At 67.6% G+C, this 23,551-nt stretch carries 18 protein-coding genes and 2 pseudogenes; 8 read left to right on the top strand and 12 right to left on the bottom strand.

Features of this window, described 5'->3' with window-relative positions; all coding sequences use genetic code 11:
* Positions 1–218: 218 nt before the first annotated feature.
* Positions 219–1,118 (top strand): helix-turn-helix transcriptional regulator, encoded by a 900-nt coding sequence (locus VX037_RS23165; RefSeq protein WP_328716065.1) that lies wholly within the window; start codon positions 219–221, stop codon positions 1,116–1,118.
* 210 nt (positions 1,119–1,328) lie between these two features.
* Here VX037_RS23165 and VX037_RS23160 read toward each other — a convergent pair.
* The 6 genes and pseudogenes from VX037_RS23160 to VX037_RS23135 form a co-directional block, all read right to left on the bottom strand.
* A pseudogene (locus tag VX037_RS23160) lies at positions 1,329–1,777 on the bottom strand (ester cyclase).
* Between the two features lie 29 nt (positions 1,778–1,806).
* Positions 1,807–2,583, bottom strand: coding sequence for a maleylpyruvate isomerase family mycothiol-dependent enzyme (locus VX037_RS23155; protein ID WP_328716063.1), 777 nt, complete (start codon positions 2,581–2,583; stop codon positions 1,807–1,809).
* Positions 2,580–3,164 carry a TetR/AcrR family transcriptional regulator gene (locus VX037_RS23150; RefSeq protein WP_328716061.1) on the bottom strand — a complete coding sequence of 195 codons (585 nt, stop codon included), beginning with the start codon at positions 3,162–3,164 and terminating at the stop codon, positions 2,580–2,582. Before VX037_RS23150 ends, VX037_RS23155 begins: the two co-directional genes overlap by 4 nt.
* 168 nt (positions 3,165–3,332) lie before the next feature.
* Positions 3,333–4,814, bottom strand: coding sequence for a phospholipase D-like domain-containing protein (locus VX037_RS23145; protein WP_328716060.1), 1,482 nt, complete (start codon positions 4,812–4,814; stop codon positions 3,333–3,335).
* A gap of 199 nt (positions 4,815–5,013) precedes the next feature.
* Positions 5,014–6,420, bottom strand: a complete 1,407-nt coding sequence (locus VX037_RS23140) for an amidohydrolase family protein (protein ID WP_328716059.1) — start codon at positions 6,418–6,420, stop codon at positions 5,014–5,016.
* A complete protein-coding gene (locus VX037_RS23135; RefSeq protein ID WP_328716058.1) occupies positions 6,417–7,643 on the bottom strand; it encodes a CoA transferase in 1,227 nt (408 codons plus the stop codon). Before VX037_RS23135 ends, VX037_RS23140 begins: the two co-directional genes overlap by 4 nt.
* A 79-nt stretch (positions 7,644–7,722) precedes the next feature.
* Between VX037_RS23135 and VX037_RS23130 the strand changes: the two genes are divergently transcribed.
* Entirely contained in the window at positions 7,723–8,754 is a 1,032-nt protein-coding gene (locus tag VX037_RS23130) for an enoyl-CoA hydratase/isomerase family protein (protein WP_328716056.1), read from the top strand.
* Between the two features lie 25 nt (positions 8,755–8,779).
* Here VX037_RS23130 and VX037_RS23125 read toward each other — a convergent pair whose 3' ends face one another.
* Complete coding sequence (locus VX037_RS23125) at positions 8,780–9,010, bottom strand: hypothetical protein (protein WP_328716055.1); 231 nt, start codon at positions 9,008–9,010, stop codon at positions 8,780–8,782.
* 278 nt (positions 9,011–9,288) lie between these two features.
* On the opposite strand from VX037_RS23125, the gene msrB reads away from it, so the two are divergent.
* The 3 genes from msrB to VX037_RS23110 all read left to right on the top strand — a co-directional run bounded on the left by msrB (position 9,289) and on the right by VX037_RS23110 (position 11,370).
* Positions 9,289–9,780, top strand: a complete 492-nt coding sequence (gene msrB / locus VX037_RS23120) for a peptide-methionine (R)-S-oxide reductase MsrB (RefSeq protein ID WP_266063076.1) — start codon at positions 9,289–9,291, stop codon at positions 9,778–9,780.
* On the top strand, positions 9,777–10,325 hold the full coding sequence (gene msrA, locus VX037_RS23115) for a peptide-methionine (S)-S-oxide reductase MsrA (protein WP_287015761.1): 549 nt from the start codon (positions 9,777–9,779) through the stop codon (positions 10,323–10,325). Before msrB ends, msrA begins: the two co-directional genes overlap by 4 nt.
* An 88-nt stretch (positions 10,326–10,413) precedes the next feature.
* A complete protein-coding gene (locus tag VX037_RS23110; RefSeq protein WP_328716053.1) occupies positions 10,414–11,370 on the top strand; it encodes a Gfo/Idh/MocA family protein in 957 nt (318 codons plus the stop codon).
* A gap of 148 nt (positions 11,371–11,518) precedes the next feature.
* On the opposite strand, the gene VX037_RS23105 is transcribed toward VX037_RS23110, so the two are convergent.
* The 4 genes from VX037_RS23105 to VX037_RS23090 form a co-directional block, all read right to left on the bottom strand.
* On the bottom strand, positions 11,519–12,547 hold the full coding sequence (locus tag VX037_RS23105) for a ferritin-like domain-containing protein (RefSeq protein ID WP_328716052.1): 1,029 nt from the start codon (positions 12,545–12,547) through the stop codon (positions 11,519–11,521).
* Between the two features lie 368 nt (positions 12,548–12,915).
* Positions 12,916–14,253, bottom strand: a complete 1,338-nt coding sequence (locus VX037_RS23100) for an MFS transporter (RefSeq protein WP_235724346.1) — start codon at positions 14,251–14,253, stop codon at positions 12,916–12,918.
* A gap of 37 nt (positions 14,254–14,290) precedes the next feature.
* Positions 14,291–15,166, bottom strand: coding sequence for a shikimate dehydrogenase (locus tag VX037_RS23095; protein ID WP_328716051.1), 876 nt, complete (start codon positions 15,164–15,166; stop codon positions 14,291–14,293).
* Positions 15,167–15,313: 147 nt separating this feature from the next.
* On the bottom strand, positions 15,314–15,958 hold the full coding sequence (locus VX037_RS23090; RefSeq protein ID WP_328716050.1) for a TetR/AcrR family transcriptional regulator: 645 nt from the start codon (positions 15,956–15,958) through the stop codon (positions 15,314–15,316).
* A 79-nt stretch (positions 15,959–16,037) separates the two neighbouring features.
* On the opposite strand from VX037_RS23090, the gene VX037_RS23085 reads away from it, so the two are divergent.
* The 3 genes and pseudogenes from VX037_RS23085 to VX037_RS23075 all read left to right on the top strand — a co-directional run.
* Positions 16,038–17,825, top strand: coding sequence for a bifunctional sugar phosphate isomerase/epimerase/4-hydroxyphenylpyruvate dioxygenase family protein (locus tag VX037_RS23085; protein ID WP_328716048.1), 1,788 nt, complete (start codon positions 16,038–16,040; stop codon positions 17,823–17,825).
* 46 nt (positions 17,826–17,871) lie between these two features.
* On the top strand, positions 17,872–19,248 hold the full coding sequence (locus VX037_RS23080; RefSeq protein ID WP_328716047.1) for a hydroxysqualene dehydroxylase: 1,377 nt from the start codon (positions 17,872–17,874) through the stop codon (positions 19,246–19,248).
* Positions 19,249–19,299: 51 nt separating this feature from the next.
* Positions 19,300–22,248 (top strand): annotated as a pseudogene (locus VX037_RS23075) (protein kinase domain-containing protein); the annotation flags it as partial.
* A 15-nt stretch (positions 22,249–22,263) separates the two neighbouring features.
* Here the strand turns inward: VX037_RS23075 and VX037_RS23070 are convergent.
* Positions 22,264–23,409, bottom strand: a complete 1,146-nt coding sequence (locus VX037_RS23070; RefSeq protein ID WP_235724405.1) for a metallophosphoesterase — start codon at positions 23,407–23,409, stop codon at positions 22,264–22,266.
* Between the last annotated feature and the right edge of the window lie 142 nt (positions 23,410–23,551).

Genomic DNA, 23,551 nt, shown 5'->3' with positions numbered 1-23,551 from the left:
GTCTGCGGGTCAGAAAAGCGAAATCCTAGTGCCAATCAATCAAAGATTGACCACATTAAGACAGTAATGCTGCCTAGCTTTGGTCTGTGTGATGCTGAGGGGCCTACAGCTGTCAAGCAGGCAGAGCCTTTGCCGCGCGATGGTGGTTGCTGCGGTTTGTGCACACAGGTAACGGCAGGACCTCCCAGATGCGAGCCAACCGTCCTACCGTGAAGATCATGAGCACTTCAGCCGATCACCGAGCGGAGGTCAAAGACTTCCTGACGTCGCGGCGCGCGCGGATCTCTCCCGCGCAGGCCGGGTTGCCGGCCTACGGCGGAGCCAAACGTCGCGTTGCCGGTCTGCGTCGCGAGGAGGTGGCGCTGCTTGCCGGTGTGAGTATCGATTATTACGTGCGAATGGAGCGCGGCAACTTGTCCGGCACATCGGACTCCGTTCTCAACGGAGTTGCGTCCGCGTTGCAGCTCGACGAGGCCGAGCGTGATCATCTGTTCGACCTCGCACGTGTTGCGCAACAGGGCCCAGTCCGTAGGCGAGCGCGCAACACGGTTGTTACGCCTGGTATCCGGCAGCTGCTGGAATCAATCACCGATGCGCCCGCATGGGTGCGAAACGCACGCCATGACATGCTGGCCGCGAACCGGATGGCCCGCGCACTGTACGCACCGCTTCTCGAGAGCGATCCGAGCCAGCAACCCAACACAGCCCGATTCGTCTATCTTGATCCGGCATCAAAGGACTTCTTCGGCGATTGGGAACGCGGCGCCGACGACATCGCCGCCATGCTGCGGTCCGAGGCAGGACGCAATCCGCACGACAAGAAACTCATCGAGTTGATCGGTGAATTGTCTACCCAGAGCGAGGTGTTCCGCACGCGGTGGGCCGCGCACAACGTCCGGTTCCACCGCACCGGGAAGAAGAGGCTGCATCATCCCGTCGTCGGTGATCTCGAACTGGACTTCGAGGCCATGGAGTTCCCAGCCCACCCGGAACTGACCTTGCTGGTCTACACAGCGGCCGACAACACGCCGGCCGCCGATGGGCTCAAGCTGCTGGCGAGTTGGGCTGCAACCGCAGAGAAGTCGGGCGAGTTGCGGGTCCTGCAGCGCGCGGTCTGAGCCCGTGAGGTGGCTGTTGTCGTTAGGCACCACCTGAGATCGCGCGGCGCGTCGAGCTCGAGATCTTTGGTGTGTGACATTGTGATGACGACCGCGTAGTCGTTGCTGGCCAGGATCGTGCACCATCGATCCCCGTCTGCTGATCGCCGCAACAGCGAAGCCCTCGGGCTGACCTGAATCATACTGCCGCTCGGGGTTTCGTTGCAGAACTCAGGCATCTCCCTGGAGCCGTTGCACTATTCCCATCACGTCCATGATGATGCGACTCTCGCACACCTTGCCGTCACGAAATCGATCGAAGGTCCAGGCCTCGACCGTCACCGAACGGCCCGTTGCTCCGATGCCGAGGAAATCTTCGCGGTGGGTGCCGGTCCACGTCGACCAGGCAGCCACGCGGTCGCCCTCGGCCACCATCTCGTGGACCGTCCACGTCAGGTCGGGAAAGCGCGGAACATCTGGGCCAGGAAGTCGCGCAACCCGTCGCGCCCGGGACCCTGCCCGGGCGGCGGGTTCTGCTCGACGAAGTCGTCTGCGACGATGTCGCCGATCGACCCCAGATCCTGCCCGTTGATGATCTGGTTGATGAACCGCCGATCGGCGGCCTTGTTGTCTTCGGCCAGAGTGGTTGCGGTGCTGGGTGCTTCGGTTGAGGGTGACATGATCGAACTCCTGGGAGGTGGGTGGGTTCTCAGAGCGGAAGTTTGTTGGCGAGTACGCCGTCGCCGTCGGCGCGGCCGGAGAGGATGCGCGCATACTCGATCGCGTCGACACTGATGGTCGCTGCACCGCTGCGGCCCTCGAAACGTCCTCCGGCGGGACCTTGGAGATCGAGGCTGAACGGCTGGTCGTGGAGTTGTGACCACTCGGCGAGAATGTCCTCCACGATCCGCCCATCGTGGTCGGCGGTGGGCTGCAGCGCAATACCCGTCGCGCGCGAGAGGTCGACGCGATGCATCCACGTGTCACGGGTGAAACCGATGCCGAACAGGTAGCCCAAAGGTTTCCAGCCGAGGTCGACTCCGAGGGGGGTGCCGATCGGCAACACCGGGAGTGCGCGCACCGGCGCGGGCATCCGAGTCCGGGCGCGTAATGCTGCGGCGGAGTGCTGTTCCCACAGCGCCGGCAGGTCATCGGTTCGCCACTGGGTCCGCGCTCGCAACTGTGCCTCGTTGAGCCCGTCGACCCAGTGGTCGCCACCGACCTCTGCGGTGAGTGGCCGTCCCGACCGAACCTGCCGGAGGAACTCCACCGGGTTGGCCTGTGCCTGGGCTGAGGCGATGAGGTGGACCACGACGTCGCGCACCGTCCAGCCGGTGCAGTCGGTGGGCCTCCCCCAGTCGTCGGGGTCGATGAGTTGGAGCAGATCGAGCAGGCGCGCATTCTCGGCGGCGGTGAGTCGCATCGCCTCGGTATGCTGGATTCGCTTGATTTCCGTTGCGGGCCGAACGCTTTCGGAAGTGTTCATGGTGTCACTCTCTCTCGGGGAAAGTGGTCGACGACGAGACCGACCATCGTCTCCACATGTCGGGTCCAGCGGGTACCGCCGGGGTCGTTGGCGATCTGCTGCGCGCCGATGCCGGCGATGACGGCGGTGTACGCGTCGAGTTGGGCGGGGTCTGTGGCGCCGGCCGCGACGAGCAGGCTCTGGGTGCGTCGCACCAGAAGCTCGGCCCGCCGATACGACGCCTCCGACGGCTCGAATCCGGGAATGGTGCGCTGGAACAGGAGTTGTTGGCGCGGCGGGTTCTCGACGACGTAGTCGACGATTGTTTGGGACAGGCGTAGAAGTTGCTCACGTGCCGACCCGGTGGCGGGCAGAGAGTCGATCCGCGCGAGCAGGTGCTCGTAGGCTTCGGCGAACATCACGTCGAACAGATCCAGCTTCGACGACACATAGCTGTACAGCGAGGGCTGGCGCATTCCCACCCGCCTGGCCACCTCGTGCAGGGTGACCGCGCCCAGACCACTCTCGTTCGCTACCTCCCACGCGGCGTCCACTATCTGCTGACGTCGGGTCGCGCGCTTGTCCTGGGTGACGGGGGGCATTCAGACGCTCCTATCGGTGATAGCTATAGAACAATCATTGATAGGTGCGCCCGGAATGTCAAGGTTTGGTTTTCGGGTGCCTCTGATGACGGCGAGTTGACGACGCAGGCACTCACTCTGGGAGGCCGAGCTCGCCGAACAGGGGTCGGCCGGCTGCGAGACGCTCGCTCAGCGCCGTCCCAGTTTGGAGAGCGGCCGCCCCGCCAGGAACCGGATCGAGCGCGTGAGAATCGGGTTGCCCTTGGCGGTTTCGGGGTCGACGAGATCGTTCTCGGCCAGGGGACTGTCTTCATCGGCGACGGTGGAGGCGTCGAAACGCATGAGGGTTTTGCCTTTTCCGCGCAGAGCCTCGATGGTCGCAACCAGTGAACCCCGGTCGTCGAGGTCGTTGCGCGCCCGTTCGACGGGCACGTCGAGGTGTTCGGCCAGCAGCCGGTCGCGGACCTCGAGGATGGCGCGGCGATGCTGGTCGGCGAGCGGATCGTCGGCGGTGACCTCGACCGCCAGGTCGCATTCGCTGTCGAGGCCCAGGGAACGGTTGTTGAGATTCGACGAACCGACCCGCAGCAGCATGTCGTCGACCACGAGCACCTTGGCGTGTACGTAGATGTCCGCGCCGGCCGCGGTCACCGGGTGATAGGCGCGAAAGCGGTCGTGTGCGTCGGCCTGCCAGAGCTGATGCAGCAGTCGTCGGCGGGCGCCGTCCATGGCTTTCTGCTCCAACCAACCCTCGGCGTTGCGGGGCAGCACCACCACGATCTCGGGGCCGTCGGGGTCGCGCAGCCGCTCGGCCATCGCGTCGGCCAGGGTGCGTGAGGCCAGGTACTGACTCTCGATGTACAGGGTGTGTCGCGCGGCGCGGATGGCGGTCAGATACAGCTGCTCGATCTCCCGGACCTCCTCGCGGTCGGGTAGTTCCGGCAGGGTACGGGCGACGCCCACGTCGATCGACCGCATGGTCGGAGTGAGGTCGGTGGGCCATGGATCGGCGTCGATGCCGGTGACCTCGGCCAGTTCCTGGCCCGTCGCGGCCCGCCAGCGGTCCCGGGCCACCGCACCGACGATGCGTGCGGCCTGCCCGTCGACGGCCGTCGTTGCATCGTGCCACGGTCCGTACCGTTTGTGGCTCGGGGTGGTGCGACGCTCGTCGTCGTCGCGGTGTTCGGGGCTGTCCCACCGGTCAACGGTCATGTCGATACCGCCGCAGAACGCGAGTCGGTCGTCGATGACCGCGATCTTCTGATGGTGGGCGGCATGCAGCGGGTGGTGGGTGTCGATCTCGAGATGAACGTTGGGTTTGGTCAGCAGATTGGTGATGAACACCGGCGCCATCCCGCGGCTGATCGCGGTGAGCGCCCCGACGCTCCATTTCAGGAGATACACCTCAAGACCGGGTCGATGGCCAGGCAACCAGTTCAGGAAGGCGCCGAGTTCGTTGGGGCCCTCGAGGGTGGCGCCTTCCGGCTCGAGCAGGATACGGGTGTCGAAATCCCAGCCGATCAGCATGATCCGGCGTTGCGCGCCCAGCATGGCGGCTTTGGCCAGGCGGAAGTACTCGCCGGCGTCGATGATGCAGGCGAGCCGATCGGCGTGGCCGATGTCGTGGCAGTTGTGGCCCGGCCGCAGCAGCGGATGCTCGGTGTCGGTCATGTCCAGCCTTCCCTGGGCCACCGGCGCGCGGGCTGTTGCGCGTGTGTCACCCGATCGCCGACGGTACCCGGACGCTGCGGGTGCCCGGCAGTCGCCGCCGACGAGCAGGGTCTGCCCAGTCGCCCCTGCTTCCCGACATCACCTTGCGTCCGAAGCAAGGTGATGTCGGCGAATCGGGGTGATGTCGTCGAACCGTGGGTCATTCGACAAGGACCTGGCCTGCGATGACCGTGCATCTCACCCGCTGCGCGGCGGGCGCGGCCAGCGCGTCGGCCAATGGCCGGTCCAGCAGCACCAGGTCGGCGTCCGCGCCGACCTGGACCCGCCGGGGCGGGCCGCCGGGGTCGTCGAGCGGGGCGAGGTAGCCGTCGAGTGCCTCGGCGGCAGTGACGCGTTCACCGGCGCTGACGATCTCGCCGGTCGGTGCGCGCCGCTGCACGGCTGCAGCGATCACCACCCACGGATCAAGCGGACCGTAGGGGGCATCGCTCGACATTGCGGTGTGGACGCCACCGGCGAGCAGACTGCGACAGCGGTACAGATCCGGCAGATCCCCGGCATCCACCCGACGCAGATAGTCGTCGCCGCGGTCGGCGACGAACCCAGGCTGGGTCACCACCCGCAGGCCCCGCGCGGCCAGATCGGCGATGGCGTCGGCGCCGATGATCGAGCCGTGCTCGATCCGATCCCCGGCGAGCACACCGACATCGTCGAAGACGGCCAGCAACAGTGCCAGCGCCACCCGGCTCACGCAGTGCACTGCGACCGGCCGATGGCACGCGTGTGCGCGGAGAATGGTGTCGGCGAGGTCCTCGAAGTCAGGCAGAGCGCTGTCGGCGATGACGATCTTGTACGGCCCGACGGTGATGGTGTCATCGAAGCTCGCCGTGTCATCGAAGCTCGCCGTGTCATCGATGCCGACACCGAGAAGCTGAAGTCGTTGCGGCACAGCGCCGGTGCGATGCGCTGTCACGAGTGCGTCCAGCGTGGCTGAGCTGAGATCGGGAGTCGCATCGGTGACACCGGTGATGCCGGATCGCGTGAGTTGCTGCCCGACCGCGCGCAAGTCGGGGGGTGGGGAGTGGGGGAGATGTGCCCGCAACCAGTCGTCGGCGCGCCACAGGCGTCCGGTCGGAATACCGTTGGCGTCACGTTCGATTCCCGGATGGGTGCCGCGATCGAGCCCCACGAGTTCGGACGCTGGGCTGTTGAGAATCCACAGTGCGCCACTGCGGTGCTGAATGCGAACCGGACGGTCGGGTACGATGAGATCGACGGCGGCTCTGTCGAGCAACCCGCCCACGGTCTCGGTGTAGCCGACACCCCGAATCCAGTCGCCCTGCGCAGCAACCAAGGCCGATTCCAGCGCGTCGAGATCGGTGACGTCCGGCGGGCCGCACCGAACCGAGTCGGCGGCCGCCGCCATCGCATGCAGATGCAGATGGTGATCGTGCAGACCCGGCAGGAGTGCACCACCGCGGCCGTCGATGATGGTGGCGCCCGCGGCGGTCCCGGGCGCGGTGATGTCGGCGACGATGCCACCGCGCATCACCACATCGCGTCGACCCTCCGGTAATTCGACGTCGCGGAACACGTTGTCACTCATCGTCGTATCCCGAGATCGTGCAGCACCGCATCGGTGTCCGCGCCCGTGGGTGGCGCTTGGCCGACGGGCTCGCGGCGGCGCGGCGCAGCGATCGGCACCGGGCCGTCGGTGGCGTCGACGGACCAGGTTCCGCTCGCGCCGGATACACCTGCGTCGTGGTGGCCGGTGAGCGTCGCCGCGACCACCCCACTCATCGAGATGTCGTGCAGCGCATCATCGTCACCTGAACTCATCGCCAGTGCTGCGGCGGTCAGCCCGGTCAACGGGTCGGCGATGGCGTCGCCGACGAAGACCGGTCCGCGCTCGTCGCGGGCGATGAGCCCGGCCGAGGCCGCCACGTCGTCGCCGAACCCGATCCGATTCGACGCCCGACCGCACGCGGTGATCGACAGCCATGTCGTGCCGGAACGAACGAATTCCTCTGCGTCCAGACCGAATCCGCGCAGCGCGCGTGGTCGTGACGCCTCGATGACGATGTCGGCCGCCGACGCCAGGCGATACAACGCGGCGCGGTCGTCGCCGACATCGGGGTCGAGTACCACCGACCGGTGACCCCCATGCAGCAGCCGATAGAAGTCGGCGTTGCCCCGGCGGGCGCCGTCGGGCCGCGTCGGCGTCTCCACTTTGACCACCGCAGCGCCGGCAAGTCCGAGGAGGTGCGCACACAGCGGCCCGGCCCAGAGTGCACTGAAGTCGACGACGAGCAGGCCGGCGACCGATCGGGGCCGACGGCCGGTGACATCGACGACCGGGGCGTCGCGAACGCCGACGCTGCCCGCCGCCACCCCCAACAGTTCGGCCCGTTCGTCGAGGTCGGTGCCCGGATGCTCGCGTAGCCACTGGCCGACGGCCCGCCACGGGTCGTTGCCGAGATCATCCGATCCGATCAGCGCCCCGTACAGCGCGGGGTCGTCGGGACGGGCGATCGACACCGCCGCCCATCCGTCGGCGGTGGGTAGCAGTCGGCAGGCACCGCCCGCCGACGACGCGCCCGCCCGTTGGTGCCCGGTGAACGCGGCCCGCTCGGCCAACAGCTGCGCCCCGTCGAGCCGGACGGCACCCGCGGTGGCGGTGGCGGTGGCGATCAGGTCGGTGAGCTCGTTGGCCCGCGTCGCCGCGACCCCCGGCGGAATCACCGGCGGGCCGTCGGGGTGGCCGGTCAGCCACGCCACACCGCTGCGCGCCCAATCGCGAACCGGATCTCGAGGCGTGGCGGGCGACACCGGGGCGATGCTACCTCCCGGTGCGATCACGTCGGCCCCATCAGGACAGGATGGAGAGATGACACCGCAGGTATCGACCATGACTGTGGACGAACTCGCCGAAGGGGCCGACGCGGTGGGCGCACTGGACGCGCGGGGAGGGACCGTGCGGCCGGTTGTCGTCATCGATCTCGACGACGCCGATCCGTCTACTGTTGCGCGTGCCGCCGACGTGGCCCGTCGGGCGGACCGCATTCTCGTGGGCCGCGCCTCAGGAGCACCGGGTACCGCTCTCGAACCGCTGACTGCGGCCCTGGACCTCACTTACGGTGACGGCCCGGGTGGCCGCGAGATCATCACCGTCGACGATGTCGAGGAGGCGATCACCGTATTCGTCGCGGCCGCCGAGGCCACTCCGCAGGCGGCATCGGTGGCGGCGCAGGTGGTCCGGGCGTCGGAATCGATGTCGATACCCGCCGCGCTCGACGTGGAGTCGCTGGGCTATTCGACTCTGCAGGGTGGCGCCGAGTTCGGTCGCTGGCTCGAGAAACGTCGCGCGCTTGGGCGGCCGTTGCCGCCGCCTCCGGCCGGCGACCCGGTGTTCGTGGACCGACGCGCCGACGACCTGCACATCACGCTCAACCGGCCGGAGCGGCGCAACGCCTACGGGGTGGCGTTGCGCGACGCGTTTGTCGATGCGTTGCGGATACCGTTGCTGGACGACACCATCGATCGCGTTGTCGTGGACGGGGCCGGCCCGTGCTTCTGCGCGGGCGGCGATCTCGACGAGTTCGGTCACACGCCCGACGCCACCACGGCACATTTCGTACGCACCCGCGGCGGTGCCGGACGATTGGTCGCCCGGCTCGCCGACCGCGTCGAAGTGCGGCTGCACGGCCAGTGCGTCGGCGCCGGTATCGAGATCCCGGCGTTCGCCCACCGCGTCGTCGCCGCGCCGGACACGGTGATCCGGCTGCCGGAGGTGTCGATGGGATTGCTCCCCGGGGCCGGCGGCACCGTCAGCGTTCCGCGGCGGATCGGCCGATGGCGGGCTTTGCATCTGTTCGTCACCGGATCGCCGATATCGGCCGATGCGGCGCGGGAGTGGGGTCTGGTCGACGAGGTTCGCTGAGTCCGGCCGCAGACCCGGGCCGGCCTCAGGCCGGCATCGCGTGTCCGGGCCCGGCGTCGATCCGTCCGGCCGCCACCACGTCTATCGCGTCGCGGACCGCCGGATCCAGCGTGGTGTCGGTACTCAGCGCTTCGCGCAACCGCGTGAAATAGGCGACCTCGGTGAGCCCGAATCGCACCAGGATGTCGTCGGGGTCGCCGCCACCGTAGCGGTACCAGCTCTCGGCGTAGGCGACCAGTTCTGTCGCATCGTTCATGCCACCATGGTGGCGCACCATTGTGAACTGCAGATTGCGAGTCGTTCCAGTGGATGACGAGATCTCGGCTGCCCACCGCCGTTCGCCGGGCAGACGCGGGTCGTCTCCGACCACGCAGGTCGCCTCGGCTCGCGCGGGTCGTCGACAACCCGCGGCGTCCCGCCGGAACCGCGCCGTCCCAGACGGCCCGCGCAACTCGTTGTGGCAGCCGGGACCAAATCGGGGGTGAGGTTTGTTGTGCAGGGTGACGCCGCAGCCAGCGGCGCGAAGGAGGAAACGTGAGCAACGAGTACCGCAAGACCGACGAGGCCGTTCGCGGTCTCACCGACGCGCAATACCGTGTCACCCAGCGCGACGGCACCGAGCCGGCCTTCCACAACGAGTACTGGGACAACCACGAGCCCGGCATCTACGTCGACGTCGTGTCAGGGCAGCCGCTGTTCTCGTCGACCGACAAGTACGACTCGGGTACGGGATGGCCCAGTTTCACCAAGCCGATCGACGAGGACGCGGTGACCACGAAGTCGGATCGCACGTTGTGGATGCGACGCACCGAGGTTCGTTCCGCGGGCGCCGACAGCCACCTCGGGCACGTCTTCGGCGATGGCCCACGCGAGGCCGGCGGGCAACGTTACTGCATGAACTCGGCGGCGCTGCGCTTCGTTGCGGTCGCCGACCTGGAAGCCGAAGGTTACGGCGACTACCGGAAGCTGTTCGACAGCACCGACGATCAGACCGACACCACCACCACGGAAAGGGACGCCTCATGACCACCGACACCGGCCAGATCACCCGCCGCCCCGGCACCGAGACCGCCGTGCTTGCCGGCGGATGCTTTTGGGGGATGGAGGACCTCATCCGCCGACAGCCCGGCGTGCTCGACACCCGGGTCGGGTACACGGGCGGGTCCAATGATCACGCCACCTACCGCAATCATCCTGGTCACGCGGAGGCGGTCGAGATCGTTTTCGATCCGACGCAGACGTCGTTCCGCGACATCTTGGCGTTCTTCTTCCAGATCCATGACCCGAGCACCAAGGATCGGCAAGGCAACGACGTGGGTTCGAGCTACCGGTCGGCGATCTTCCCGCTGACCGCGGAGCAGGAGACGGTCGCGCGCGACACGATCGCCGACGTCGACGCATCGGGGCTGTGGCCCGGGCCGGCGGTGACGACCATCGAACCGGCCGGAGCGTTCTGGGAGGCCGAGCCGGAGCATCAGGACTACCTCCTGCGCTATCCGAACGGCTACACCTGCCACTTCCCGCGCGCCGGGTGGGTGTTGCCCAAGCGTGCGGACGCCGGCACCACCTAGTTCCAGCGACACGGCGCCCACCGCTGAGCCGGCGGTGGGCGCCGTCGTTTTGCGGTGAGCCGATGATCCACGCTGCGAGAATGGGCACATGATCCGGATCGCCACCGTCGGTACCAGCACCATCACCCGGAACTTCCTGGACGCGGCCGCATCGGTCGACGAGGTGGCGGTCACCACCGTGTACTCCCGCGACCCGCGACGTGCCGCGAAGTTCGCCGCCGACACCGGGGTGACCCATTGGACCGACGACCTCGACGGTCTACTCGCCGACGCGGAGATCGACGCGGTGTATCTCGCCTCGCCGAACGGTGCGCACGCCGAGCAGGCGAGACGGGTCGTCGACGCCGGTAAGCACGTGCTGGTGGAAAAGCCGGCCGTGCCCACGGTGGCGGAATTCGACACGCTGCTGGAGGCGGCCGCAGCCCGAAAGGTGGTGGTGCTGGAGGCGATGCGCAACGTACACGACCCCGCGCTTCGCCACGTCGCCGCTCTGATGGCAACGGTGGGTCCTGTGCGGCGGGCGTCGTTGTCGTACTGTCAGCGCTCGGCCCGCTACGACAAGGTGCTCGCCGGTGAACACGTCAACATCTTCGACCCGGCGCTCGCGGGCGGGGCATTGCTGGACTTGGGCGTGTACACGATCGCCGCCATGGTCGAGTTCTTCGGCGAACCGAATCGGGTGACGGGGTCATCGGTGCCGATCGCCAGTGGCGTCGACGGTGCGGGCGCCGTGCTGGCCGCCTACGACGACTTCGTCGTCGACCTGTCGTATTCGAAGATCACCGCGTCGGATCGGCCCGACGAGATTCAGGGCGAGCACGGCACACTGACCTTCGACCACGTGGCCCAACCGACCGACGCGCAGGTCCGGATGCACGACGGCACCGTCACCGACCACACCTTCGGCGGGCCGTCGAACAACATGGTCCACGAGATCCGTCGATTCGCCGACCTGGTGGACGGCGATGCCGATCCGGCGAGCGATCAGCGGTGCACGCGGGCGACGCTGCGGGTCGTGGAGGAAATTCAGCGTCACCAGATCTGACGGTCTGTGCTTGACCCTGCTCGCCTCATCGGCCGACGGCGAGGTTTCGGTGGCCGTCTGGGGTGTCGACGACAGTGCCGCCACCGGCGCTGAGCCGGTGGCGGCACTGCGGGCCCTTGGTGGGCCAGGAGTTGGTGGACAGTGTCGATCAGGACACGCCCACCACATCCTTGGCGATGTCGGCGAGCCGGTCTTCTGCGGCCGACACGACGCGCTGTCGTTGCTTGTGTGCCTCCTCGTAGGCGAGGACGACTCGGATATCAGACGGCTCGGTCAATTCCTTGACCGCCGAGACCGCTTGGCCGACATTGAGGTCGGAATAGTCATTGATGGGCAGCTCGGTTGATTCGACGATGCCGGTGGCCTCCCGTACCTGGTGGATACCGTCGGCGACGTCGGACGCACCGTTGGCGCGTGCGCTGCCCTCGACGGCTTCGAGGGCTGCATCGCGACCGGCGGCCACACTACGAGCGGTCGCCTCACCGATGTTCATCACGGTGTCACCGGCGTGGTCGGCGGTGTCGGCGACTGCGCTGACGCGCTGCCCCAACCGGTCGCGTATTTCAGCGGCAACAGATGGGGATTTGCGAAGCGCAGCGGCTACTCGATCGATACCGTGCGCGGTCAGCGAGGCCGGCAGTGTGATGGCGCGGGTGGCCAGGCCGCTTGCCCACTGGGTAGGCGTACGACGCAGCGCCGCCGGGCCACCGAGCGCTTCTTCCGCGAGGACCGTGGTGATCCACTCAACTGTCTCGGTGTGTGCCTCGACCAATCGATCGGCCATGGTGGCGAGCTCGGAGTCCTGGTTCCCGGTGGCCAGCGCCTTGAGATACTTGGCGCGACCCACCAGCTGCTGTTCCAGGGCCAGGTCACTCAGCAGCGCCTCGTCGAGGGGCTGCGCTTGATCAACGACACTCTTCACCAGCGCGTTGGCCCGACCGATCGCAGGGCGAATCATGTCGGCGAAGCCGCCACGCTCACGAAGAGCGGTCTCGATGTCGTGCGCGCGGGAACGACCCTTACGGGCGTTTCCTGCGAGTTCGTCGCGGACGGCGTCGGTTCGTGCCTGCGCCTGGCGTATCTCGGCGATCTGGATCTCGGCGTTGGTCAGCGTCAGAATCGTCCGCAACTGCTGCGCAATCGCGGCGCTGGTCGGTCGGGTCTGCGTGGAAACCATGATGTGGAATCGCTCCCTTCGTCATGTGTTGGGTGCGTACATCTCCAGCGTGGCCAGGCTGCGGTGTTCCGAAACCTTCAGTGGGCAAAATGCGGGCCGATCCTGGCGTCAGAACCGCGGCCGACCTGCGGAACCGGCCGTGGGATTACCTATGTCACATCGGTCGCCGACTCCCGAGCCGCCGACAGCGAGAGCCGCCATCCGATCAGATGGCGGCTCTCGAGTGGTGGACGGCCCCGGACAGTGCGCCTCTCGGCACGTGGCCGCTCGCAGCGGCGAAAAGGGGTGGGGCCCGGGGGCAGAGATTCCGGGGCCGTCGCAGTCATCAACGGCGGTCCGTCGGAATCTATTCCGCCAGAGGTCACCGATCAGTTCAGCACGAGCTCTTTGAGTTCCTCCGGGCTGGTCCGACCGAGCTGGGCCGTCGGCACATCCTTGGTCTCGCGGGCGGTGAGTGCAGCACCGGCCGCGATCAGGCACACCACCGCGGTGAAGATGCTGATGACCACCCAGCCGCCTTCCCGGACGCCGCCGAGCGCGGTCACGATCGACGGCGCGAACCCGGCCATCAGGAAGCCGAGCTGGGTGCCGATCGCCATGCCGGAGAACCGAACCGGGGTCGAGAACATCTCGCCGTAGAACGACGGCCACACCGCGTTGGCGGCCGCGTATCCGAAGGAGAAGGTGGCCACCGCGAGTGCGAAGGTGATCAGGTGATTGTCCTGGCTCATCGACAACATATAGAAGGGCATCAGGACCGCCGACGACGCCGCGCCGTAGATGAACACCGGCTTGCGACCGATGTGGTCAGCGAGTTTGCCGAACACGGGCTGGGTGAGCAGGGCGACGACGTTGGCCACCACGACAAGCCACAGGGTGATGTCGGAGTCGAGGCCCACCTCGTCGCCGTAGGCCAAAGCCAGGTTCGCGAACACCGTCGACACGGCCGCGATGAACGCGCACAGGATGACCCGAACCACGGCGCGCCACTCGTAACGCATCAGCGGGATCAGCGGCATCTTGGCGATGGTGCCCGCTTCCTTGGCCTCGGTGAACTGCGGCGTCTCATGCAGCTGACGGCGGATGAAGTAGGCGACCACCACCACGACGGCCGACAGCCAGAACGGTACCCGCCAGCCCCAGCTGTACTTGGCGTCGTCGGGTAGGGCCATGAACGGGATCATGATCAGCGAGGCGAGGATCAGGCCGCCCTGGGTGCCGGTGAGGGTCCACGAGGTGAAGAACGCCCGCTGGTTGTCGGGGGAGTGCTCCAAGGTCAGCGAGCTGGCCCCGGCCTGCTCTCCGGCAGCCGAAAGGCCTTGCATCAGACGGCAGATCACCAGCAGGCCGGGGGCGAGCCAACCGATGGTGTCGAAGGTCGGCAAGCAGCCGATGATGAAGGTCGACACGCCCATCATCACCAACGTGAACATCAGGACACGTTGTCGGCCGATACGGTCGCCGAAGTGCCCGAGGATCACTGCACCGACCGGTCGCGCGATGTAGGCGAAGCCGAATGTCGCGAACGACATCACCAACGACGCCTGGCTGTCCGACGGGAAGAACACGTGCGGGAAGATCAGCGCCGCGGCCGTCCCGAAAAGGAAGAAGTCGTAGTACTCCACGGCGCTGCCCATGAAGCTGGCCAGCGCGGCACGTTTCGGTGTTCGCTGTGGCGCGGCGTGCGGTTGAGACGTTGCGGTCATCGGGACTCCTTGATCTGATTCTGCTCGGCGCGCAGGGTCATCGGGGCTGGTTCGTGGCCAGCCGGCGGAAATGTTGGGACATGCGATCGGCGTCGGGGGTGAGTCCGGTGATCAGCGCGAAGGCGTCGACGGCCTGGTGCACGGCCATGTGACCGCCGTCGAGGGTGCGGCACCCGGCTGCGCGGGCCGCAGCCAGCAGCGCGGTGTCGAGTGGGCGGTAGACGATGTCGGCCACCCACAGGTCGGGATGCAGCAGCGCCGGGTCGAAGGCGACGCCGGGATGTGCGGCCATCCCGGTCGGGGTCGCGTGTACCACCCCGTCGCTGTGCGGCAGCAGGATCGAGAGTTTGTCGAACGACGACGCGTCGACCTGCGCCAACCGGTGGCGGCCGACGAGTTCACGCGCCACCGTCGAGGCGCGGTCCACGTCGAGATCCACCACGGTGAGGTGGTTGCACCCCAGCCGGAGCAGGGCGTCGGCGACAGCGGTTCCGGCGCCGCCCGCGCCCACCAGCACGACATGGTCGAGACGCGCGTCGGGGAGGCCTTCGGTGAATCCGTGGGCGAAACCGGTGGTGTCGGTGTTGTGGCCGACGGTGCCGTCGGGGGTGAACAGCACGGTGTTGACCGCGCCGAGGTCGGCCGCGACGGGATCGACCGTATCGAGGTGCTCGATGACGAGTTGCTTGCAGGGGTGGGTGACATTGACCGCGTCGAAGCCCAGCATCCGCGCCCACGTGAGTACCTCGCCCACCCGCTCCGGGGCCAGCGACAGGCTGGTTAGGTCGATCGGTCGGTACACGTAGTCGAGGCCGTGGGCGCGACCCTCGGCCATGTGCATGGCGGGGGTAAGCGATGGTCCGACGCCGGTGCCGATCAGGCCGACGAGGTGGCTGGACGTGGGGTTGCTCATGCGGGCTCTCCGTAATGTACGAACTAGTACGTTCGCAAAGTAGAGCATTGTGTTCCGGGTCGCGTCAAGGGTGAAGGTGTGATCGCGCTCTCCACAGGGCGCCCGGTGATATCGGGGCGGTGGGCCGTGAAGTCCGGTGATCTGGGGTTACGGCTGGCTGGTCAGCCAGCCCACCACCACGTCACCGATCATCCGGCGCAGATGGGCGCGTTGAGAGGTCTCCGTGAGGTCGACGTCGAACAGGAAGCCGAAGGTGTACTGATTGGCTACCTGGAACACGCAGTACGAACTGATCACCAGGTGGACGTCCAGGGCGCTGGCGTCGTCGCGGAAGACGCCGCTCCCGCGTCCGTCGTGCAGGATCTCGTCGAGCAGCGACGTGGCCGGTGCGGAGAGCTGGGGTAGATCGGCGAGCTGCCGGATGAACTCGCCGCGATGAATGTTCTCGATCGACACGAGGCGGATGAAATCGTCGTTGGCGATGTGATGGTCGAAGGTGACCTCGGCCAGCCGGCGGATGGCCTCGACTGGATTGCGGTGGTTGACCTGCAGTTTCTGCTCGGCCTCGCGGATGCCGCGGTAGGCCCGCTCGAGGACGGCGAGGTAGAGCTGCTCCTTGCCGCCGAAGTAGTAATAGATCATCCGCTTGGTGGTGCGGGTGCGTTCGGCGATCTCGTCGACGCGGGCGCCGGAGTAGCCGGACTCGGCGAACACCTCGGTGGCCACCGTCAACAGTTCCGCGCGGGTGCGTTCGGCATCGCGCTGCAGTTCGGCTTTTGGCTTGGCGGCCACGTCGGCCGACTCTACTGGGTGAGCCTCCGGGGCGCGGCAACCCTTGCGGCGTTAATTAACCGATTGGTACATTGCAGTGATGAAGACCTCCATCGCCACCGTCTCGTTGTCGGGCTCACTCGTGGAGAAACTGCACGCCTGCGCGGCTGCCGGATTCGACGGAGTGGAGGTCTTCGAACCCGATCTGATCGCCTGCGAACACTCTCCGGAGGAGATCCGCGCGCTCGCCGCCCGCCTCGGTCTCACCCTGGATCTCTACCAACCGCTACGCGACTTGGAGGGCGTCGCCGACGATGTGTTCGCCGATAATCTGCGCCGCGCGGCCGCCACCTTCGCCACCGCAGGTCGGCTCGGCATCGACACCGTCCTGGTGTGCAGCAACGTCGCCACCGCGACAATCGATGACGACGCGGTCAGCGCCGCGCAACTGCGGCAGATCGGTGACGTGGCCGCCGATCACGGCGTCCGGATCGCCTTCGAGGCGCTCGCGTGGGGTCGTTTCGTCGACGACTACCGTCGCGCCTGGCGCATCGCCGAACTCGCCGACCACCCTGCAGTGGGGGTGTGCCTGGACAGCTTCCACGTGCTCTCGCGTGGGCACGATCCGGCGGACATCGAGCAGATTCCCGGCGCCAAGATCTTCTACCTGCAACTCGCCGATGCCCCCGCCCTTCAGATGGATGTCTTGTCGTGGAGTCGTCATCACCGGCTGTTCCCGGGTGAGGGGGCATTCGACCTGGCCGGTTTCGTGCGCCATGTCCTCGCGGCCGGCTACGTGGGCCCGCTGTCGCTGGAGGTGTTCAACGACACCTTTCGGCAGACCGACCCGGGCCGCACCGCCGTGCACGCGCTGCGATCACTGCTGTGGCTGCAGGACGCGCTGCACCTCGCGCCGGTTGCGGATGCCAAACCGCCCAACGGGTTCGATTTCGTGGAGATCAAAGCCGAAGACACCAGTGAGGTGGAGGTGTTGCTGGGGCAGCTCGGATTCATCCCCGGTGGCCGGCATCGCAGCAAGCCCGTGACGCTGTGGCAGGCCGGCTCGGCGCGAGTGGTGCTCAACGAGCAGCAGGCTCGCGACGAGGTGCCGCACGTTGCCGCCATCGGCCTGCAGGTCCCCGACGCCGACGCGACGTCGCGCCGGGCGGCCGACCTGATGGCGCCGGCCGCATATCGCCGCACCTATGCCTCCGAGCAGCCGTTCGGCTCGGCCGTCGCGCCCGACGGCACCGAACTCTTCTGGGTTACCCAGCCGCCCACCGGGACAGCCGACTGGGTGAGCGAGTTCCGCGACGGAGTACCCGCCGCCGGCGGCCCGGTCCACGCCGTCGACCATGTGAACCTGACGCAACCGTGGCAGACCACTGAGGACGCGGTGCTGTTCTTCACCAGCGTGTTCGGGCTGAGCGCCGACGACCCGACCGAGGTGCCCGGCCCCACCGGGTTGGTCCGCAGCCAGGTCTTGCGCACCGCCGACGGAGCGGTACGTATCCCGCTCAACGTCGCACCGCTCGCGGTCGCAGACGGGTCGTTGGCCCAACACATCGCATTCGCCTGCGACGACATCGTCGCGCTGGCGCGCACCGCACGCGATGCCGGACTGGAATTCCTGAGCGTGCCCGACAACTACTACGACTACGTCGCCGGACGCTTCGGGGTCGACGACGACACCGTCGCCGCGCTACGGGAACTCGACCTGCTCTACGACCGCGGTCCCGGCTCGCAGGGGCACTTCATCCACTTCTACACCCGCACGGTGGGCTCGGTGTTCTTCGAATTCGTGCAGCGGTTCGACCACTACGATGGATACGGCGTGGACAACGCGCCGGTCCGGCTCGCCGCGCAACGCAGCCGGACCCGCAGCTGACCCGCGTCGGGCGTCACCGGTCAGCCCTGACCGCTATTGTCGTCCCATGTCGGAGAACCGTCGCAGACACTGCGTGGTCGTGGGTGGGGGACTGGCCGGGCTCGCCTCGGCGGTGTGGCTGGCCGACGCGGGACAGCAGGTGACGCTGCTGGAACGACGCGGCTCGCTCGGTGGGCGCACGATCGCGATGCCCGTGGCGACCGTCGACGACGTCCCCGACAACGGACAGCACGTGTTCGCCAGCGGCTACGAACACCTGATGCGCTATCTCGACAGCGTCGGTACCCGCGAGCACGTCGCCTTCCCTGGACACATGACCGTCCGCATGCCCGGCGGCGCCACTCGACGCTCGGCGTTCGGCGGGCTCGACGGACTCCGAACCGCGGTGGGGGACCTGCCCGGCGTTACCGGCCTCGATCGGCTGCGCACCGCGCGCGCCCAGGCGACACTGATCCGGCAGGCACTGCGGCAACCGGACTGGCTCGACGACATCACCGCCGACGAGTGGTTCCGACGCATCGGTATGCCGCAGTCGGCACGTGACGCGTTGTGGGACGGCATCGTGATCGGCCTGACCGGTGACAAACCCACCATCTCCTCGGCCAAGGTGCCCGCGGATCTGCTGGTGACCGGCATCCGGCGGGCACGCGCGACACGGACCCCCATCTCGATCGGCTACCCCACCGTCGACCTGGACACCCTGTTCATCGACGGGGCGCAGAAAGTGTTCGCCGACAACGGGGTCGACGTGCGGCACCGCGCCGTGGTGGCGTCGATCGACGTGTCCGACGGGGCCGTCAGCGGCGTCACCCTGACCGACGGACAGAAGGTCGCCGCCGACGCGGTGATCTGTGCGGTGCCGGTGTGGGGTGTGAAAGGCCTGCTCGATCAGGTGCCCGGCCACGAGGGGATCTACGCGGCGGTCGACGCGCTGTCCCCGGTGCCGATCGTCAGTGTGAACCTCTACCTGGATCGCTCGATCGGGATGAGTGATTGGGGCGAGATCCTCTACGGCGGTGAGGGTGTGCTGGAACAGGTCTGGGACCGCCAGCGTATGCACGGGCGTTCGGCGGAGCGCCATCACCTCTACTCGACCACGGTGTCGGCCGCCTACGACCTGACGTCGAAATCCAACGCCGAGATCACCGACATCCAGATGGCCATGTTGCGCAAGTACTTCCCGGACGCGGCCGATGCCGAGGTGATCCATAGTCACGTGGTGCGGATGCCGAAATCGACCTTCGCGCAACGGCCCGGCACCGCCGGCATCCGCCCCGATCAGCGCACCGCGGTCACCGGCCTGGCGCTGGCCGGTGACTGGACCCGCACCGACTGGACCACCACCATGGAAGGTGCCTGCCAAAGCGCCGCGCGCGCCGTCGAGGTGGTACTGGAGTCCGTTCAGCGTGGCCTCAGGGCTTAGGGTCCCGCGCCTTTTCTGTCCGAAAGTCCTCCCGCTCCAACAGCCACGCCACCGCAGCTCACCGACTTCGGGATCGCACGTATCGCCGGCGGCTTCGAAACCGACGCCGACATGGTGACCGGTTCGCCGGCGTTCACCGCACCCGAACTGTTGTCCGGGGCGGCGCCGTCGGTCGCGACCGACGTATACGGCCTGGGAGCGACCCTGTTCTGTGCACTCACCGGCCATGCCGCCTTCGAACGTCGCAGCGGCGAGCAGGTGGTCGCGCAGTTCCTGCGGATGTCGGCCGAACCGCTCCCGGATCTTCGTGCGGCGGGTATTCCGGCGCCGTTGTCGCGTGCGGTGGAGTGGGCCATGGCGCGCGACCCGGACGATCGGCCGGGAACGGTCGTCGAATACGGCGAGGGCCTGCGTGACGTGCAACGGCAGCTGGGACTGTCCGTCGACGAGATGGCGCTGCCGATCGAGTCCGCCTCCGACCCGATCGGTGCCGGCCCCGACCGGCGGGTGCGGGCCGGGATCACCACGGCCCCGCCGACTCCGTCGACCAAGTTCCGGCCGCCAGTGCGGCCACGCGCGCAGGTGCCGCGGGATCGGCTGATGGAGATCCTCCGGGCGGGCGAACGTCGCCGGCTCATCGTCATCCATGCGCCCGCCGGCTACGGGAAGACCACTGTGGCCACCCAGTGGGGCGAAGAACTCGTACGCGACGGCGTGGCGGTGGCGTGGTTGACCGTCGACGACGACGACAACGACCTCGCGCGGTTCCTCGCCAACATCGTCGAGGCGTTGCGGCGTGCGGCGCCGGTGGTGGTCGGGGACCTCGCCGAGGTCATCGAGGAGCACGGCGCGAAAGCCGAACAGTACGTGCTGACGTCGCTGATCAATGAGATCCACGCCCGGCATGAGCAGTTGGCGATCGTCGTCGACGACTGGCACCGGGTGAGCGATCCGGCGTCGATCGCCGCGATGGACTTCCTGTTGGAACGCGGATGCCACCATCTACAGGTCGTGATCACCAGCCGATCGCGGGCGGGGCTGCCCATCAGCCGGATGCAGGTGCTCGACGAACTCGTCGAGATCGATATCGCTGGTCTGTGTTTCGATGCGGCCGAAGCCCATTCGTTCCTCGTCGACGTCGCCGGACTGCCGTTGCAGGGTGCGGAGGTCACGGAGTTGCGCAACTCCACCGACGGATGGGTGGCGGCGTTGCAGCTGGCCTGTCTGTCGTTGCGGGGAGCCGACACCCCGGCCGAACTCATCAGCCACATCTCGGGCCGACATCATGCCATCGGCGACTTCCTGGCAGAGAACGTACTGTCCACCCTGGAACCCGAGGTACTCGAGTTCCTGCTGACCGTCTCACCTCCCGAGCGTCTCTGCGCCGGTCTCGCCTCCGCGCTCAGCGGTCAGCCGCGAGGACAGGCTTTGCTGGAGGACATCGAAACCCGAGATCTGTTCTTGCGCAGGGTGGATCAGGAAGGGGAGTGGTTCCGCTTCCACCCGTTGTTTGCCGAGTTCCTGCGGCGCCGACTCGAACGCGACATGCCCGATGCGATCATCCGCCTACACGGCACCGCGTCGGAGTGGTTCGCCGCCCACGGGATGCCCGCGGAGGCCGTCAATCAGGCACTGGCTGCGGGTGATACCGACCGCGCGGTGGCGTTGGTGGAAGCCGACGGGCGCACCCTCATCGAGCATGCGCACATGGCAACGCTGTTGGGGTTGGTGGATAAACTGCCGCCCGCGGCAGTGGCCAAGAGTCCTCGGGTGCAACTGTTGCTGACCTGGGCGAATGTGCTGCTGCACCGGACCACGTCGGCCGAGGGCGCGTTGTCGCGGGTCGCAGCCGCCCTGGCGGCCAGCCCCGACCACGGCGACCCGGACATCCGTGTGGAGGCCGACGTTCTAGAAGGATGCGTTCGGGTCACCGCAGACCGCACCGACGGCATCGACGAGTTGGTGGCCGAGGCGCTGGCGCGTCCGGAGACGTTGCCGGCGTTCGTCGTCTCCGCGGCCGCGAACGTGGCGACCATCGCGGAGACGTTCCGTTTCGATTTCGACGCCGCGCATCGTCGGCAGCAGCAGGCCACTCCCTACCACCAGCAGAACACCGGGCCGTACGCCGTCATGTACGGCCATGCGCTCGACGGGATCGCCTACTTCGAACAGCTCGAACTCGACCGAGCCGAAGAATGCTTCCGCAGCGCACTGCGGGTGTCCGTCGACACCCGGTCGGCCACCAAGTCGCAGGGCGCACGGCTGGCCTGCGCAGTGTTGGCCGATGTGCTCTACGAACGTGGTCGTGTCGACGAGTCTCGACGGTTGATCGAGGAGAGTTCCAAACTGGGCGCCGACGAAGGCGTCATCGACATGATCAAGGCACGCTTCATCATCGGCGCGCGGTTGGCCGTGCTCGACGGGGACCGGGCCGGCGCGGCCGCGTTGCTCGACGAAGGGATCGACATCGCCGACCGGCTGGATTCACCGCGCTTGAGGGCGTTTGTTGAGGCGGAGTACGTGATCCAAGATCTGCCGGCGCGGCGTGGCGTGCACCCTCGGGTCACCTACGACACTCGGACCTTTCCCGATGTTGGGATCGCCGCCATCGTCGCCCAACTCGATGCGGCGAGCGCCATCCGGCTGCTGCGCGACAGTTCCGACGCGGCCGATCGTGACCAGGGACTGCGTTGGGCGCAGGACTGGGTGGACCACCTCGCGACGACCGGCCGAGAACGTGCGAAGCTGCGCGCCGCGCGTTTGCTGGCCACCTGCCTGGCGGCGGCCGGTCGGATGGACGAGGCGAAACAGCAAGCAGCACAGGTGGTGGTGCGCTGCGTCGACACCGGTATGGTGCGCTATCCGCTCGACGGGGGAGTCACCTTCCTGCGGTTGGTGGAGGCGATCCGCTCCGACATCGGCAAGGACACCTGGAGTGACTCCACCCGCCGACCGCCGGTGCGGTTTCTGGACGAACTGCTGGGCAGAGTCGAGCGTTGAGGTCCACCGCGACACCTACCGGCTCTGCAGCGTCAACATGCTGATCTCCGGCGGAGCGCCCACCCGCACCGGCGGGCCCCAGGCACCCGCTCCGCGGGTGGTGAAGATGGTGGTGTCGCCGACCTGATCGAGGCCCTGCACGGTGGGTTGTTGCAGCGGAACGAGATACATGATCGGCCACATCTGGCCACCGTGCGTGTGGCCGGAGAACTGCAACTCCACGCCGGCGTCGGAGGCCTCGGGCGCCTGCAACGGCTCGTGTGCGAGCAGCAGGACGAATCGGTCCTGGTCTCGCCCGGCGAGCGCTGCTTCGAGGTCGGGCTCATAGGGCGCCGGCGCCGTCTCGTCGTGGACCCCGGCGAGGTCGATGGTCGCCCCGTCCACGGTGATCTCGGTGCGCTCGTTGCGTAGCGTGCTGATCCCCAGCCGTTCCCACTCGTCGAGCCAGGCGCCGCCGTCGTCGAAGTAGAACTCGTGATTGCCCGACACCCCGAACACGCCCAGGGGAGCGGATAGCTCGGCGAGGGGGGCGAGGTCGTCTCCCACCTGGGCGACGGTTCCATCGGTGAGATCGCCGGCGATGAGTACGAGGTCGGGTTCCTGGGCGTTGACATCGTCGACGACCTGCTGCACGAGGCCCCGACCGCGGGCAGGGCCGACGTGCAGGTCGGAGATGAGCGCGACGCGGATGCCGTCGAACTGCTCGGGCAGATCCGGTACTGCGACCTCGGTGTGGGTGACCTGCGGCCGGGCGGCTTCGACGACGCCGTAGCCGACGGTGGCGACCGACGCGACCACCACGACAGCGGTACCGGTTTGGACGGTCCGACGGCGCAAAATGTCGACGCCCGCGCGGCGATCCGCACCGCGCACCCGGCCGACCAGACGCAGCACCACGGAGATGAGCCCGACCGCCAGCAACCCGAGGACCAGGTAGACCACTGTCGCCCCCCACACCAGGCCGACGAATGCAGGTGCACGAGCCCATCCGGGATCGAACAGTCTGCCCGTCCCGAGGCCGATGAAGGCGAGTACGGCGAGGACCACCAGTGCTGCGTCGGCGACCACCGACCACGGTCGTTTGAGGCCGGTGGCCCGAACGAGCCTTCGGTGCAGTCCGAACGTGATGAGGCCCAGCAGCAATGCGAGGACCGCCGCCATGATGATTGCCACGGACGCGGACATTCCTTTCGTCGGCAGGCCTACCGCATGCCGACGAGCAAACGTAGCCACAAGTGTCGCCCTCGATGGCTGTCGCTGTGTCGACGGCGGAGTCGCGAGTTTAGTCGAAGCCACGTTTGGT

This window comes from Gordonia sp. Z-3 (assembly GCF_036233855.1).
Taxonomy (GTDB): domain Bacteria; phylum Actinomycetota; class Actinomycetes; order Mycobacteriales; family Mycobacteriaceae; genus Gordonia; species Gordonia tangerina.
The sequence above is the reverse complement of the archived record's forward strand: the minus strand, read 5'-3'. Positions and strand labels throughout refer to the sequence as shown.

Excerpts from the sequence above, each read along its gene's own strand:
- VX037_RS23165 (WP_328716065.1), top strand. The coding sequence starts at position 219 with ATGAGCACTTCAGCCGATCACCGAGCGGAGGTCAAAGACTTCCTGACG.
- VX037_RS23155 (WP_328716063.1), bottom strand. The coding sequence starts at position 2,583 with ATGAACACTTCCGAAAGCGTTCGGCCCGCAACGGAAATCAAGCGAATC.
- VX037_RS23150 (WP_328716061.1), bottom strand. The coding sequence starts at position 3,164 with ATGCCCCCCGTCACCCAGGACAAGCGCGCGACCCGACGTCAGCAGATA.
- VX037_RS23145 (WP_328716060.1), bottom strand. The coding sequence starts at position 4,814 with ATGACCGACACCGAGCATCCGCTGCTGCGGCCGGGCCACAACTGCCAC.
- VX037_RS23140 (WP_328716059.1), bottom strand. The coding sequence starts at position 6,420 with ATGAGTGACAACGTGTTCCGCGACGTCGAATTACCGGAGGGTCGACGC.
- VX037_RS23130 (WP_328716056.1), top strand. The coding sequence starts at position 7,723 with ATGACTGTGGACGAACTCGCCGAAGGGGCCGACGCGGTGGGCGCACTG.
- VX037_RS23125 (WP_328716055.1), bottom strand. The coding sequence starts at position 9,010 with ATGAACGATGCGACAGAACTGGTCGCCTACGCCGAGAGCTGGTACCGC.
- msrA (WP_287015761.1), top strand. The coding sequence starts at position 9,777 with ATGACCACCGACACCGGCCAGATCACCCGCCGCCCCGGCACCGAGACC.
- VX037_RS23110 (WP_328716053.1), top strand. The coding sequence starts at position 10,414 with ATGATCCGGATCGCCACCGTCGGTACCAGCACCATCACCCGGAACTTC.
- VX037_RS23105 (WP_328716052.1), bottom strand. The coding sequence starts at position 12,547 with ATGGTTTCCACGCAGACCCGACCGACCAGCGCCGCGATTGCGCAGCAG.
- VX037_RS23100 (WP_235724346.1), bottom strand. The coding sequence starts at position 14,253 with ATGACCGCAACGTCTCAACCGCACGCCGCGCCACAGCGAACACCGAAA.
- VX037_RS23095 (WP_328716051.1), bottom strand. The coding sequence starts at position 15,166 with ATGAGCAACCCCACGTCCAGCCACCTCGTCGGCCTGATCGGCACCGGC.
- VX037_RS23085 (WP_328716048.1), top strand. The coding sequence starts at position 16,038 with ATGAAGACCTCCATCGCCACCGTCTCGTTGTCGGGCTCACTCGTGGAG.
- VX037_RS23080 (WP_328716047.1), top strand. The coding sequence starts at position 17,872 with ATGTCGGAGAACCGTCGCAGACACTGCGTGGTCGTGGGTGGGGGACTG.
- VX037_RS23070 (WP_235724405.1), bottom strand. The coding sequence starts at position 23,409 with ATGGCGGCGGTCCTCGCATTGCTGCTGGGCCTCATCACGTTCGGACTG.